The organism is Burkholderia ambifaria AMMD (genome assembly GCF_000203915.1).
GTDB lineage: Bacteria > Pseudomonadota > Gammaproteobacteria > Burkholderiales > Burkholderiaceae > Burkholderia > Burkholderia ambifaria.
The window spans coordinates 890,467-905,282 of sequence record NC_008392.1 but is presented as its reverse complement, the minus strand read 5'-3'; the positions used below and the strand labels follow the sequence as shown (position 1 = coordinate 905,282).

General features: G+C 66.9%; 13 protein-coding genes. 4 read left to right on the top strand and 9 right to left on the bottom strand.

The features are described from left to right. The first annotated feature begins 20 nt into the window (after positions 1–20). From BAMB_RS31415 to BAMB_RS31400, 4 genes are all read left to right on the top strand, one after another. Positions 21–1,259, top strand: a complete 1,239-nt coding sequence (locus BAMB_RS31415) for a styrene monooxygenase/indole monooxygenase family protein (RefSeq protein WP_011661180.1) — start codon at positions 21–23, stop codon at positions 1,257–1,259. A gap of 5 nt (positions 1,260–1,264) precedes the next feature. Beyond that, positions 1,265–1,792: a flavin reductase family protein gene (locus BAMB_RS35735; protein ID WP_011661179.1), complete on the top strand. Its 528-nt coding sequence runs from the start codon at positions 1,265–1,267 to the stop codon at positions 1,790–1,792. A gap of 33 nt (positions 1,793–1,825) precedes the next feature. Then, positions 1,826–2,785 carry a SphA family protein gene (locus tag BAMB_RS31405; RefSeq protein WP_011661178.1) on the top strand — a complete coding sequence of 320 codons (960 nt, stop codon included), beginning with the start codon at positions 1,826–1,828 and terminating at the stop codon, positions 2,783–2,785. Between the two features lie 144 nt (positions 2,786–2,929). Beyond that, a complete protein-coding gene (locus BAMB_RS31400) occupies positions 2,930–4,192 on the top strand; it encodes a serine hydrolase domain-containing protein (protein ID WP_011661177.1) in 1,263 nt (420 codons plus the stop codon). Positions 4,193–4,220: 28 nt separating this feature from the next. Here the strand turns inward: BAMB_RS31400 and BAMB_RS31395 are convergent, their stop codons facing one another. The 9 genes from BAMB_RS31395 to BAMB_RS31355 form a co-directional block, all read right to left on the bottom strand. After that, positions 4,221–5,222: a hypothetical protein gene (locus BAMB_RS31395; protein ID WP_011661176.1), complete on the bottom strand. Its 1,002-nt coding sequence runs from the start codon at positions 5,220–5,222 to the stop codon at positions 4,221–4,223. Continuing rightward, a complete protein-coding gene (locus tag BAMB_RS31390) occupies positions 5,219–5,737 on the bottom strand; it encodes a (2Fe-2S)-binding protein (RefSeq protein ID WP_011661175.1) in 519 nt (172 codons plus the stop codon). The genes BAMB_RS31395 and BAMB_RS31390 overlap by 4 nt, the downstream gene beginning before the upstream one ends. Then, positions 5,734–8,463 (bottom strand): xanthine dehydrogenase family protein molybdopterin-binding subunit, encoded by a 2,730-nt coding sequence (locus tag BAMB_RS31385; RefSeq protein WP_011661174.1) that lies wholly within the window; start codon positions 8,461–8,463, stop codon positions 5,734–5,736. The genes BAMB_RS31390 and BAMB_RS31385 overlap by 4 nt, the downstream gene beginning before the upstream one ends. A 729-nt stretch (positions 8,464–9,192) precedes the next feature. Beyond that, the gene (locus BAMB_RS31380; protein ID WP_011661173.1) at positions 9,193–10,164 is read right to left on the bottom strand and encodes a type II secretion system F family protein; all 972 of its coding nucleotides are present in this window, start codon (positions 10,162–10,164) and stop codon (positions 9,193–9,195) included. Between the two features lie 38 nt (positions 10,165–10,202). After that, positions 10,203–11,180, bottom strand: a complete 978-nt coding sequence (locus BAMB_RS31375; protein ID WP_011661172.1) for a type II secretion system F family protein — start codon at positions 11,178–11,180, stop codon at positions 10,203–10,205. Between the two features lie 33 nt (positions 11,181–11,213). Continuing rightward, positions 11,214–12,581, bottom strand: coding sequence for a TadA family conjugal transfer-associated ATPase (locus BAMB_RS31370; RefSeq protein WP_011661171.1), 1,368 nt, complete (start codon positions 12,579–12,581; stop codon positions 11,214–11,216). A 19-nt stretch (positions 12,582–12,600) separates the two neighbouring features. Beyond that, the gene (locus BAMB_RS31365) at positions 12,601–13,809 is read right to left on the bottom strand and encodes a CpaE/TadZ family protein (RefSeq protein WP_011661170.1); all 1,209 of its coding nucleotides are present in this window, start codon (positions 13,807–13,809) and stop codon (positions 12,601–12,603) included. Between the two features lie 20 nt (positions 13,810–13,829). Further along, positions 13,830–14,273: a TadE/TadG family type IV pilus assembly protein gene (locus BAMB_RS31360; RefSeq protein ID WP_011661169.1), complete on the bottom strand. Its 444-nt coding sequence runs from the start codon at positions 14,271–14,273 to the stop codon at positions 13,830–13,832. Beyond that, a complete protein-coding gene (locus tag BAMB_RS31355) occupies positions 14,270–14,803 on the bottom strand; it encodes a TadE/TadG family type IV pilus assembly protein (protein WP_011661168.1) in 534 nt (177 codons plus the stop codon). The genes BAMB_RS31360 and BAMB_RS31355 overlap by 4 nt, the downstream gene beginning before the upstream one ends. Positions 14,804–14,816: the final 13 nt, after the last annotated feature.

Genomic DNA, 14,816 nt, shown 5'->3' with positions numbered 1-14,816 from the left:
GTTCTACCAAGGATTTCGTCATGAAACGCATCGCTATCGTCGGCGCCGGCCAGTCCGGCCTGCAACTCGCCGTCACGCTGCTCGACCAGGGCTATCACGTCACGCTCGCGACCAACCGCGACGCGCAACAGATCCGCTCCGGCAAGGTCATGTCGAGCCAGTGCATGTTCCATACCGCGCTGGAGATCGAGCGCGATCTCGGCCTGAACAGCTGGGAAGAAGCGTGCCCGTCCGTCGAGGGCATCGGCATCGCGGTGCCGCATCCGGAAGGCAACGGCCTCAAGGCGATCGACTGGTCGTCGCGGCTGACCCGCTACGCGCAATCGGTCGACCAGCGCGTGAAGATGGCCGACTGGCTCGACGCGATCGCGCGCCGCGGCGCCGACGTGCGCATCTGCGATGTCGGCGTGCCGGAACTCGAGGATCTCGCGCGCAGCCATGATCTCGTGCTGCTCGCGGCCGGCAAGGGCGAAATCGTCAACCTGCTGGGCCGAGACGACGCGCGCAGCGCGTTCGAGCGCCCGCAACGCGCGCTGGCCCTCACCTACGTGAAGGGGATGACGCCGAGCCAGCCGTATTCGCGGGTGCGCTTCAACCTGCTGCCGGGCATCGGCGAATACTTCGTGTTTCCGGCGCTGACCACGACGGGCCCGTGCGAAATCATGGTGTTCGAAGGCATCCCCGGCGGCCCGCTCGACTGCTGGGCCGACGTGAAGACACCCGAGCAGCATCTCGACCGCAGCCTGTCGTTCCTGCAGCAGTACGTGCCGTGGGAATTCGAACGCTGCCGCGACGTCGAGCTCACCGACGCGAACGGCACGCTGTCGGGGCGCTTCACGCCGACCGTGCGCAAGCCGTTCTTCCGCCTGCCGTCGGGCCGCACCGTGTTCGGCATGGCCGACGCGGTGGTCGTCAACGATCCGATCACCGGCCAGGGCTCGAACAATGCGGCGAAATGCGCGAAGGTATACGGCGACGCGATCCTCGCGCGCGAAGCCGCGCCGTTCGACGAAGGCTGGATGCACGAAACGTTCGAACGCTACTGGGCGTATGCGCAGCACGTCGTGCGCTGGACCAACTCGCTGCTCACCCCGCCGCCGCCGCACATTCTCGAACTGTTCGGCGCGGCCGGCCAATTGCCGACGCTGGCCGCCACGATCGTCAATGGCTTCGACGATCCGCGCCAGTTCTCGCCGTGGTGGTTCGAGCCGTCGGCCTGCGCGGCGCTGATCCGCGAACACGCCGAGCGTTCGGAGTAAGCGACATGGACACCACCATTTCCTGCGATCCGGTCATTGACCCGCTGCAATTGCGCGCCGCTTTCGGACAGTTTCCGACCGGCGTCACCGTGATCACCACGCGCGCGCCGGACGGGCGCAAGGTCGGCCTCACCGCGAATTCGTTCTCGTCGCTGTCGCTCGACCCGCCGCTCGTGCTGTGGAGCCTGCGCAAGGTGGCACCGAGCCGCCCCGATTTCGTTGCGGCCACGCACTTCGCGATCAACATCCTCGCGCACGACCAGATCGAGCTGTCGCGCCGTTTCGCGACGCCGAGCGCCGACAAGTTCGCCGGCGTGCCGCACATGGACGCCGACGCCGGCGGCGTGCCCTGCCTCGACGGCACGAGCGCGCGCTTCGTGTGCCGCAACGTCGGCCATTACGAAGGCGGCGACCACCTGCTGTTCATCGGCCAGATCGAGGCATTCGATACGAACGGCCATGCGCCGCTCGTGTTCCACGCGGGCCAGTATCGCGCGATCTCGGCGCATCCCGATTTTTCTCACGCCGTTTGATAAGTAATACCAATAAATATCCAGGAGATGGTGATGATGAAATGCGGCTCTCGCCTGCTTGCGATCGCAGGCCTCGTGTTCGCCGGCCTGACCGGCCCCGCGCCGGCCCATGCGACCGACCTGCCGGCGGTCAACCTCGGGATGACCAGCTTCCTCGACGGGATGCCGCCGGCCGGCGCCGGCTGGTACGGCACGCAGTATCTCGAGTACTACACGGCCGGCCGCATCAACGACAATGCCGGCAACAAGGTCGGGCTGCCGAAGCAGGACGTCGACCTGTTCGCGGGGCTGAGCCAGCTCGTCTACCAGTCGCCGCTGACGTTCGGCGGCATGCATCCGGGGCTCGACGTGATCCTGCCGTGGGTGGCGTCCGTGCATACCAACGACGGGATCGGCAACGTCGCGCTGAATTCCCGTGCCGGGTTCGGCGATCTGCTGGTCGGCCCGTTCATCCAGTTCGATCCGGTGATGGGTGCGCACGGCCCGCGCTTCGCGCAGCGCGTGGAATTCCAGTTCATCGCGCCGACCGGCGCCTACGATCCGGCACGGGCGATCAATCCGGGCAGCCATTTCTGGTCGTTCGATCCGTACTGGGCCGCGACGTTCTGGGTCACGCCGAAGTGGACCGTGTCATGGCGGCTGCACTATTTGTGGAATGCGACCAATCACGAACCAGCCACCGCGCTCGGGCCTGACGTGACGTCGACGCGTGCCGGTCAGGCCGTTCATGCGAACTTCGCGACGGAGTATGAAGTGCGGCCCGGGCTGCGGCTGGGGCTCAACGGCTACTGGCTGCGCCAGACCACCGACATGAAGGCGAACGGTCAGGATGTTGCCGGCACGCGGGAAGCCGTGCTGGCGATCGGGCCGGGCGCGATGGTCAGCTTCTCGCCGCAGGATCACCTGATGTTCAACGCGTATTTCGAGGTCTATGCGCGCAACCGGCCGCAGGGCACGCGGATGGTGTTGCGGTACGTGCATCACTTTCAGTAGTGTGCAGCCCTGGCCGCCGGCGTCGACCGCGGTCGGTATCGTATGACGAATTCAACGTACACCTTCGACGCGTGAATGCGTGTCCTATAGTTCTGGGGATGGCAAGGAGACACCAAGACATCACGAACAGGAAGGGAACACGCGATGACGACTTCTGCTCCTCCCCGGCTTTTCCCGCGCGCCGCCAAGCGGCTGATGCGTCGCGTGGCGGCGATTGCACCGGCGCTGGCCGTCAGCATCGCGGTTTCCTCCTGCGGCGGCGACAGCTCGGTGAGCTCTGGCGAACCCGCCTTCGCAACCGAGGCGCGCCCGCAGATCGACGCATTGCTCGCGGATACGATGACGCCCGGCGCCGTCGTCTATGTGCAATCGCCACACGGCAACTGGCTCGCGTCGTTCGGCACGGCCGTGCGCGGCACGAATACGCCGATCCCGACGAACGCGCACTTCCGCGTCGGCAGCGTGACGAAGACGTGGACGGGCACGGTGATCCTGCAACTCGTTCAGGAAGGCAGGCTGCACCTGACCGATCACGTCAGCCAGTACGTCGCCAACGTGCCGAACGGCGACTCGATCACGATCGAGCAGTTGCTGACCATGCGCAGCGGCCTCTACAACTACTCGACGAATCTCGCGTTCAACCAGACGCTGGATGCGCAACCGAACAAGGTGTGGACCACCGATGAGCTGTTGGGCATCGCGCAGAGCCAGCCCGTCTATTTCGCGCCGGGCGCGGATTTCCGCTACTCGAACACGAACACCGTGCTGCTCGGCCTGATCATCCAGCAGCTCACCGGCATGAGCGCCGCCGATGCGATCCGGACGCGGCTGTTCGCGCCGCTCGGCCTGACCGAAACCGCCCTGCCGCCGCAGGACAACACGGCGCTGCGGGCGCCGTCGCCGCAGGGCTATCAATGGGGCACCAATACCGAGACGATCGACAGCGACGCGCTGTCCCCGGCACGCCAGGCGGCCGCGAAAAACGGCACGCTGCAGCCCGCCAACGTGACGACCGTCAATACGTCGTGGGCATGGACGGCCGGCTCCGGCATCTCGACCGCGACCGAACTGGGTGCGTACGTGCAGCGCATGGTCGGCGGCGGCTACCTGAACGCCGACCTGCAGGCGCAACGGCTCGCGAGCTGCACGCCGATCGATCCGTCGAATCCCGCATCGGCCAGCTACTGCATGGGGCTCGCGAAGTTCGGTACGTTCTACGGACACACCGGTGAAATACCGGGCTTCAATACATTCGCCGGCTACGACCCGGCGACGAAGACGACGATCGTCACGTGGGCGAACACGGGGGCCGGCCCCGACGGACGCGCACCGGCCAACGAGATCGCGCGCATCATCATGGCCGAGCTCAGCAAGGCGTCGGACGTGCCGAGCGAGGGGCGGCCGTGACACGACGGCGACGGCAATCGCAGGCGGCTTATTTCACCGCCTGCGCAGCCTGCGCCGCCGGCGTGAAGCTGCACTTCGGATCGTTCTTGCCGCGCGCCGAACAGCATTCGAGCAGGTCGCTCACCGACTTCGCGTTTGCCGCATTCCATTCGTAGAGGCTCTTGTTGTTGTCGATCGGCATCCAGTGCGTCAGCGGATACCGGCTCGCGCGCGCGTTGCTGCCCTTCGGCGGCGGCAGCATCCCGGCCGCGAGCGGCACGTAGATCTTGCAGCTGTTCTGGTCGCCGATCCGGTGACAGCCGATGCAGGTGTTGCCGGGCGTGCTGATCGCATGCGAGGTCCACGACGCGAAGTCGGCGCCGAGATTCACATACTTGCCCCACGGATCGGTCGGCACCTTGTTCCATACCTGCCCGATCCACGGGCTGTACATGACCGGGCTCGCGTCGTGACACGACACGCAGCGCTTGGTCGCGGTCGCGGCCGGCTTCCACCAGAACTCGGCCGCGGACGGATGGCCGGGCGGCGGCATCGTCTCGTTCGGCGGCGGCACGCGCGCCGCGTTCATGCCGGCCGTGCCGCCCTTCTCCGCATGAAACCAGCAGGTCTTGCCGTTGCCCGCATGGTGCAGCACGATGTCGACTTCGTCGTAATACGGGCTGCGGTTCGCGCGGATCTGCTTGCGACGGCAAAACGCCGAGATCTGCGTGTCGCCGTGGGACAGGTCGAGGATCTTCGAATAAGGCGTGCACTGCCCGGATGTCGGCGCGTCGTACGGCAGCAGCGCCGGGCGATCGCACGTCATGTGCGCCGCATAGCGCGCGGGCACGCGGCCGTTGACGGTGATCGGCACATCGGTGCCGGCGTTGCAGTCGAACGCGGGAATCTCGCCGATTTCGTCGGTGCACTGCTGCGCATACGCATGCAGCGACGCATCGGCGTTGTCCGCCGCGAGCGCGCCCGACGCACCGGGCGCCGCCTGCACGGCCAGCAGCATCGCCAGCGCGGCGACGCGGGTTCTCGTCGTCATGCCGCCCCCTTCGTGTAGCGCAGCGCCACCTTGCGAATGGCCTCGATGTACTTGACGTAGCCGGTGCAACGGCAGATGTTGCCGCCGACCCAGGTTTCGATCATCGCGTCCAGATCGCGCTCGTGCACCGGCTGCGCGCGCAGATGGTCGAGCATCGCGGTCGCGGCCATCAGGAAGCCCGACGCGCAGTAGCCGCACTGGAACGCGAACGACTCGAGAAAGCTCTGCTGCAGCGGCGACAGCGCGCCGCCCTGCGCGAGCCCTTCGATCGTGTATACGTGCATGTCCGCCATCGCGCTGACCGGCGTCGAGCACGACAGCGTCTTTTCCATCGGCGCATCGGGCGTGTTGCGCACGCCGACCGTGCACGCGCGGCACACGCCGATGCCGCAGCACAGCTTCGTGCCCGTCAGGTCCCGCCGCTCGTGCAGGAAGTCGATGAGGTTCATGTCGCCGTCGGCGGCGTCTGCTTCGACGGGCTTGCCGTTGATGGTCATCCGGACCGGAGTGCTCATTGCAGTGCCTCCCGAATCTTCTCCGGCGTCACGGGCGTCACCCGGAACCGCCGCCCCGTCGCCATCGCGAGCGCGTTGAGCAGCGCCGGCGCGATCGGACACATCACCGCTTCCGCGATGCCGCGCGCGTTGGCCGGATCGCCGGCCGGCGGCGGCAATGCGATCAGTTCCTGCACGGGGATGTCCGGCAGCCGCGTGACCTCGTAGCGATCGAGATTCCAGCGGCCGCCGCCCGGCCCGTCCGGCCCCAGCGGGCAGGTTTCGGTCAGCACATTGCCGATCCCCATCGCGACCGCGCCCTGCGACTGTCCTTCGACGAGTTCCGGCGACAACTGCCGGCCGACGCTCACGGCCGTCACCACGTGTTCGACCTTCACGCGCCCGGTCGCCGGATCGACCGCCACCGCGACGAGCGTCGCCGACGGCGCATAGGTCGTCCGCCCGTAGAGTGACGTGTTGACCGGCGGCGGCTGCAGCACGCGCTGCAGCGGCGCGAGACGATACGGGTCGAGGCCGACCGCCACGTAGTCGTAGTCGATCTGCGCACTGCCGGACGCGAACGGATAGGTGCCCTTCCAGAAGTAGCCGGCATAGCTCGCATGCACGGCCGCCACGGTCTGCAGGCCCAGCTTCCCGATCGTGCCCAGCAGCACCGGCCACGGAATCGGCGCGAGGCCGTTCGCGACGAGCGTGCGATCGACCCAGCGCACGTCCGCGGCCCGCACGTTCACGCCCCACCGTGCGCGCGCGGCCGGCAGCACGCTTTGCAGAAACAGCGCCTGCGCGGCCCCCTTCACCGCATGGTATTGATGGAACGCGCCGAGGCACGCGCTCGAGGAACCGTAGTAGTAGCGCACCCAATTCGGCGCGCTCGACGGGCCCTTCGGGGTGAGTCCGAGCGCGTTGAACGGCGCGATCTCGCTCATCGCAATCGTTTGCGCGTTCTGCCCGAGAAATTCAGCCGGTGCGAGACCCAGCGTCGTGGCCGCGCCATTGCCCATGTCGGTATACGGCGTGATCACACGCAGGTTGCCGTCGGGCAGGATCTGCACCATCCCGAACATCCCGTCGCCGGACGTGCCGTACGCCTCGTTCGCCATCGCGAGACCGACGCCGTACCGGAGATTGCGCGTGTTGCGCTCGGCACGCGTGTGCTCGCGCTCCAGCCATAGCGGGTGACGCTCGAGCCGGTCGAGCAGCGCGTCGAGCTGCAGGTCGAACAGGATCGGCGCACCCGTGATCGCGCGGCCCTTGCCGGGACCGGGCGCCTTGCCGAGCAGATTGGCGCGCCGGATCTCGAACGGCGACAGCCCGAGTCGGCGCGCGGCCTCGTCCATCAGCGTCTCGATCGCCATGAACGCCTGCGGCCCGCCGAAGCCGCGCTGCGATCCGCCGAGCACTTCCCGCGTGTAGGTGGACGCGGCCTGCGCGCGTGCGCGCGGAATCTCGTAGCAGCTCATCGCGCTCAGCGCGGCAAGCTGCGCGACGTACGGCGACAGATTCTTCTTGCCGCCGCCGTTCAACAGGAAATCGCAGGTGATCGCTTCGAGCTTGCCGCGACGGTCGAACCACAGCGATTCGGAAAACTGCGTCTCGCAGCGTTTCAGGCCGACCTGGAATTGTTCGTAGCGCGACTGCTGCCAGCGCAGCGCGCCCTTCGCGAACGGCGCCGCCAGCGCCAGATACAGCGGGAAATACGACTTGTCGCGTCCGCCGAAGCCGCCGCCCGGGTAGCACGCGATCACATGCGCCTCCTTGACCGCGATGTCGCTGCCGTCGAACAGCGCGCACGCGCCGGTCGCATCGTCGTTCGCCGACTGCGTGCCGAGCACGAGCCTCATTTTTGCGGCGGACGCGTCGTACCACGCGAGTCCTGACTCGGGCTCCATGAACATCGGGTCGATCGCCGGCGTCTGGAAGCCGTCGTTGCCGGTCGCGCGAACGCCGATCCACGCGCCGGCGGCCGCCTGACGGGCAATCGTCGCGTCGATGTTGGCGACTGCCGCCTCGCGTTCCTCCAGGTACTTCGCGCTCGGCTTGCCGTTGCTGTCGGTCTGATAGTTGTCGACGTAGTTGAACCGTCGTTCGTCGTCGCGCACGTAGACGGTCACGGGCAGATACGGCACGACCGGTGCGGCCGGGCCGGTGCCGGTCGATGCGCCGTAGCGGATCACGCCGCGATTGAAGTCGAGCAGCTTCTTCGCGCGGCGATAGACGTCGAAGTTCTCGAAGATCAGCAGCGCGGCCGGTTGCCCGTAGCAGTCCGCCGGATGACCGGGCCGCGCGAGCCAGTAGATGTCCTGGTTCGCGATCGGATCGGGTTCGGGCGCAAGCGGAATCCGGCGCGCGCTCAGCAACGCGCTGTCGACGATCGCGATCGGTCTCAGTCCGGGCGGCAGCACGCTGAGATCGTAGCCCTGGTACACGGCGTCGACCCGGTCGCAGCGCAACGCATAGAGCCAGTTTTCCCGCTGCGGCCAGCCGACGAAGTCGCGAGCCTTGAAGTCGCGCGCGTAGATCTTCTGGCCCGTGACCTTCGGAATGCCGTCGATGCGCCAGCGCGCCTTGCCGGGCACCGGCGCCCAGTTCAGGCCGTTCGCATCGGCCTGCGTGTCGCCCGCGGCGAGCACGACGGCCGGCAAATGGGTGACCGACACGGCGACGACGGCGCCGCTACCGGCGAGCTTCAGAAACGTCCGGCGTGTCACAGGCACATGGATGGCCATGCTGCGTCCCTCGTTCGAATTGTTATGTCGGTCCGTCGACTGCGCGGCGCGCGTCGCCACGCCGGCCGCGTGGGCGCCGATGCGCAGGTGTCGATGAAGATGGTGTACCGGGCGCGGTTGCGGGCGCCGGTTCTCAGGAGTCGGGAGGCAGAGGATGCGCGACGATGCCCGGCGGGTTCGCGGGTTCGCGCCACGCGGATGGGCGCCTGCTCGATGAAGCGTCGGACCGCGTGCGTCGCGCTGTGTGTTCGTTCATGGTTCCCCCGGCCTTGATCGTGGACGACTGGCCTGTTTTCCGTATCGTCGGGCAGACGCTCGATTTTCAGTTGTCGTGTTCGATATATCGGGCACGCAGGTCAATCGCCCGTGCGCACCGTCGTTCGAGCCTGATTTTGAATAATCGTAGGAATTCGAAACGGGAATTTCAAGGGGATTTTCGAGCGGCACGCGCGGTGCGGACCGACCTTGCCGGGTCGATTTCCCGTCGGGCCGGCACGCAGCGCGGCTGCGTTCGCGATTAACCGTAGGGCGCCACCCGCGCGCGCAGTGGACTACGGCTGTGTCCAGGGTCGACCATGGGTCCGGGTTGCGTTGACGCCGCTATGATCGACCTGTCTCGCGGCGCCGCCCGGGGGAGGAGGAGCCTCCCATGAAGACCTACCGTGCCGGCCGACCGGTGCGGCCGGGCCGGCACGCCCATCCGTTTCGCGCGGCCACCCGCGCCGCGACTCAGTGTCCGATGCTGGCGAAAGACGGCAGCAGCACGCGATACACGTGAATCATCGCCGGGCCGAGCAACACGCACATGAGTGCCGGGAAGATGTTGAAGATCAGCGGGAACAGCAGCTTCAGCGCGATCTTCGCGGCGCGTTCCTCGGCGCGCATCCGCCGCCGCGTGCGCAGCATGTCGGACAGCACGCGCAGCGATTCGGCGATGCTCGTGCCGAAGCGGTCGGCCTGGATCAGCATCGCGCAGAACGATTCGATATCCTCCACGCCGGTGCGCAGCGCGAAATTGCGCAGCGCGGTTTCCTTCGTGAACCCGGAACGCATCTCGAGCAGCAGCAAGTCGAGCTCGCCCGCGACCACTTCGCTGCGAAAGCGCAGTTCCTCGCTCACCCGCATCAGCGCCGCATCGAGCCCGAGCCCGGCTTCGACGCAGACGGTCAGCAAGTCGAGCGCATCCGGGAAATCCTCGAAGATCACCCGCTGACGCGTCGCGATCCGCCGCGAGAGGATCACATTCGGCACGTAGTAGCCGATCCCGGCGAGCGCGACGAGAATGAACGACAGCAACATGCGCTGCTCCGCGAGCCGCGTCGTGGCGAGCGCCAGCAGCGCCGCGCCCGGCAGCACCAACGCGAGCACCGTCTTCGCCGCGAAGTAAAGCGCGCCCGCGTTCGGATTGCGCCAGCCGGCATTCATCAGCCGGATCCGCAGCGGAGAATTCTCCCAGCCCTCCTGCGGCACCGACAGCCGGGAAATCGGTTGCGACAGCTCGACGAGCTTCGCGATCCAGCGCGACGTTTGCCCGTCGCCGTCCGCACCGCCGCCGATGCCCGCACTTGCTCCGCTCGCCTGCTGAATCCGGCGCTCGATGTTGCGCGGCGCAAACAGCAGCATCGCGACCAGCACGCCGCCGGCGACGAAGATGAACAAGCCGGCGAGCATCACGGTATGTATTACGCTCAGGTTTTGCATGACAGCCTCGAATCGGTTCGTGAAGCCTGAGACACGCGTCAGACGCGAATGCGGATGATGCGGCGAATCCACAGCAGGCCGAATGCCATCGACCCCAGCATCACGCCGACCATCTTGATGCCCGCCGGATCCTGCCAGAGCACCGACAGAAACTCCCGGTTCATCATTGCCATCATGGCCGCGGTGCCGAACGGCAACAGCCCGAGGATCCAGGCCGACAGCCGCCCTTCCGCCGACAGCACGCGGACCTTGTCGAACAGCTTGAAGCGCTCGCGCACCAGCGACGCGATGCTGTCGAGCAGCTCGGCCAGATTGCCGCCGGTCTCGCGCTGGATCAGCACCGCGATCACGAAGTAGCGCAGGTCGTGAGCCGGCACGCGCGTCGCGAGGTTCACCAGCGCATCGTGCAGCGACACGCCGTAGTTGATCTCGTCGAACGTGATCCGGAATTCACCGCCCATCGGATCGGGAAACTCCTCGCCGACCATCCCGAGCGCGCTCGAGAACGAATGACCGGAGCGCAACGCGCGCGCAATCATGTCGCAGATGTCCGGCAGCTGGCGCTCGAGCTTGAGCATCCGCCGGTTGCGATGCCGCATCACGTACATCGCCGGCAGGCATGCGGTCAGCAGCGCGATCGGCAGCACGGCGATCAGCGGCAACGGGGTGACGGCCAGGGCGAGCGCCGCCGTGACCGGCAATACGGCGCTGATCGTGACCAGCTTTGCGACCGTCCAGTCGAGCCCCGACTGCTGCAGCACCAGGTCCAGCGCCTGAATACGCGGCACCCGCATCAGCAGCCGGTCGAACGGCTTCGACTCGTCGAGCATCCGCTTCTTGAGAATCGACAGCCGCTCCTGCTGCACGCTGCCGCCGGCCGACATCGCGCGCAGGCGCGACTCGATCCGGCGTGCCGCGGCACCATGACGCGCGTTCCACCATTGATAGACGCCCTCGATCGCGAGCACCACCGCGACGAAGGTGAGAATCACAAAACCGTAATAGATCGAGTCCATGAGGCCTCCCCGGAATCAGACGATGGCGCGTCGTCACTTCGTCTCGTAACGCTGCGCCGGGTCGTACAGCGAATCCGGCAGATTGATGCCGAACGCCTGCAGACGCTCGGCGAACTTCGGCCGCACGCCGGTCGCGCAGAAGTGTCCGCGCACCGTACCGTCGCGATCCATGCCGGTGCGCTTGAACGTGAAGATCTCCTGCATGTTGATGATGTCGCCTTCCATCCCGGTCAACTCCTGGATGCTGACGATCTTGCGCTTGCCGTCGGTGAGCCGCGTCGCCTGGACCACCACCGAGATCGCCGACGCGATCTGCTGGCGCATCGTCTTCGGCGGCAGCGTCAGGCCGCCGACGCTGATCATGTTCTCGAGCCGCGTCAGCGCATCGCGCGGCGTGTTCGCGTGGATCGTCGCGAGCGAGCCTTCGTGGCCGGTGTTCATCGCATTGAGCATGTCGAGCGCTTCCGCGCCGCGCACTTCGCCGAGAATGATCCGGTCCGGCCGCATCCGCAGCGCGTTGCGCACGAGCGTGCGTTGCGTGATCTCGCCCTTTCCCTCGATGTTCGGCGGCCGCGTTTCGAGCCGCAGCACGTGCGGTTGCTGCAGCTGCAGCTCGGCCGCATCCTCGATCGTCACGATCCGCTCCGAGCGCGGAATGAAGCCCGACAGGATGTTGAGCAGCGTCGTCTTGCCGCTGCCGGTGCCGCCCGACACGAGCACGTTCACTTTCGCGTGGGCCAGCGCGTCGAGCAGTTCCGCCATCGGCGGCGTGAGGCTCTGGTAGGCCACGAGGTCGTCCATCTTCAGCGGGTTGACCGCGAAGCGCCGGATCGACATCAGCGGCCCGTCGATCGCCGACGGCGGAATGATCGCGTTCACGCGCGAGCCGTCCGGCAGGCGCGCATCGACCATCGGGGTCGATTCGTCGATGCGCCGCCCGACCCGCGACACGATCTTCTCGATCACCTTCATCAGGTGCGCGTCGTCGTAGAACGTCACGTCGGTCAGCTCGAGCTGGCCGCTGCGCTCGACGTAAACCTGCCGGTACGTGTTCACGAGGATGTCGGAGATGCCGGGGTCGCGCAGCAGCGACTCGAGCGGGCCGAAACCGAACATTTCGTCGTACACGTCGATCGCGAGCTGGCGCCGCTCGATGTCGTTCGCGAGTAGCCGCTCCTCGTCGAGAATGCGCGAGATCAGCGACGAGATTTCCTGCCGGACCTGTTCCTGCGGCAGGCGTGACAGGCGCTCGAGCTCGACGCGATCAAGCACCGTCAGGTGAATTTCACGGCGCAGCTTCTGGTACGCATCGCGTACCGACGAATGCGCCGCACCTGCCGGTTCGGTGCCCGCCGCCTGCGGCTGCGTCCGGTACAAGGACATCTGTTCGCGCAATGACATGATGGTTTCCCCGAAAGATTCACATGGATTTGAGCTTCGGCGTGGCCTTGCGGCCGAACAGCCGGGACATCAACGGTTCGCTGCTGGACGTGCCGTGCCGCGTGCGCACGTCCCCTTCGACGATCTGCTTCGCGCAGGCCTGCAATGCCCGCGTAACGGCAGCGCTACGTGCGACGCGCGAGGCCGGATGCCCGAGGTCGAGCGCTTCGCGTACCGTGTCGACATCGTCGGGTATCGTGCAGCTGGCGTGCAGGCCGAGCACTTCCTCGAGCGCGGCGCGGGACCGGTCGCCCGCGCGCGTCATCCGGTTCACCACCAGCCGCAACTGGTCGACCGGGTAGCCGAGCGACACGAGAATCTCCAGCAGCCGGCGGCCCGCGCGCACGTGCGGCATCGCGGGCTGCAGCACGAGCTGGATCTGGTCGCTGCGATCCAGCGCGATCATCGACAGCGGGTTGATGCTCACGCCGATGTCGAAGATCACGAAGTCGTAGCGCGGCGCCGCGACGCCGAGGATCCATTCGAGCGCATCCTCGCGCATCTCGGCGGCCTTGACCGGGTCGCCCGCGCCCGCCAGCACGTGGAAGGTCGGCGTCACGTGCGCGACGCTCGCGTCGAGAAACGCGCCGTCGAGCCGCTCGATCTGCGCGCAGAGCTGCGGCAGCGTCGACGGCGGCGTCTCGTCGCTGACGAGGAACGCGGCATCCGCGAACTGCTGGTTCAGATCGACCAGCAGCACGCGGCGCTTGTGGGCTTCGGCGATCTCGTACGCGACGTTGCTCGCGGCGAAGCTGGTGCCGGCGCCGCCCTTGCACGACATGAACGACACGAAGCGCGTATCGCCGCCGTCGCGCCGCGTGCTTTGCGCGGCGGCGCGTTCGAGCGCGCGGGCGAGCGCGGCCGGATCGATCGGCCACTGCAGCACGTCGCGCGCGCCGGCGCGCATCGCGTCCAGCAGCACATGGGGCGCCGCATCCGCGGTCACCAGGATGCCGATCAGGCACGGGTGCAGCCGGCAGATCCGCTCGATCGCCGACAGCTCGGCCGCATCGGTCAATGCGCCGTCGATCAGCAGGATATCGAATGAATCAAGTCCATCGGTGCGATGCTCGATCTGGGACGGCCGACCGTGCGCACGTGTCACGCGATAGTGTCCGCTGTCCGTGACCAGACGCGCGATCTGCATGAGCCGGGCGGTATCGTCGGCGGCTACGAGGATATTGATCATGACTGTGCCTCGTCGGTTCGTTATTGACAGGCGCTTCCGCCCGTCGAGGAGTTCAGGCTTTCCCGCGACAGCGTCGTGGTGAACGACGGCATCGTGATCGCAACGTTCGCGATCGGGATCATCGTGTTGACAGTGACATTGCTGATGCTGACGGTCACGAACGAGCAGGAGCTCACGTCGCAGCCTGATGGCGAGTAGCTCACCGACACGTTCGAGTCGGCCAGGATCGGCATGAGCGACCGCACGCGCTTCACGACGCCGGCCGCGTTCACGTCGCAGACGATCGCCGTGCGGGCGCCGAGCCGGATGGCCTCGCTCGCCGTGTTCCAGTAAAACATCACGCGCCCGAATTCGAAGATGCCGATCAGCAGCATGATCAGGATCGATGCGATCAGCGCGAATTCGACAATCGTGGAGCCGCGTTGGGCGCGACGGCGCGACAGCGGAGAGGGACGCGGGTTCATGACACTTGCCTCATCACGGTGACGATGTTGCCGAAGGTGATCGACGACAGCCCCGGGTAGGCCGGAATCGGCTGGTACTGATAGCCCTTCACCTTCACTTCGACGAGGTTGATGCTGCCGGTCGCCGTGCCGCTTGGCGCGTTGTTGGTCGAGTCGTAGGTCGGCAGGTTCGCGAACTGCGACGGGTCGGACGCGTCGCCGCAATCGGTCGAATGCGTGGCATCGCACACGATCACCATCGACGTCGTGAGCCCCGGCACCAGCTCGGTGCCGGCGGAGCCGCACGTGGTGCTGCCGTACACGACGAGGCACTGCGCCGCCGCGAGCGGATACGCGCTGTCGTTCGGCAAAAACACCGACAGGTAGCGCGCCGCGTTGCGCGTCGCCTTCGTGAGCGTCTCGTACTGGTAGATCGCGCGGCCGAACTCGGCCACGCCGGTCGCAAGCACGATCATCGGCATCAGCACGAGCGCGAATTCGACCGCGGCGACACCGCGCATGCGTGACCGGCGAATCGGGAGCCTCTTCATGATCGTGTCTCCT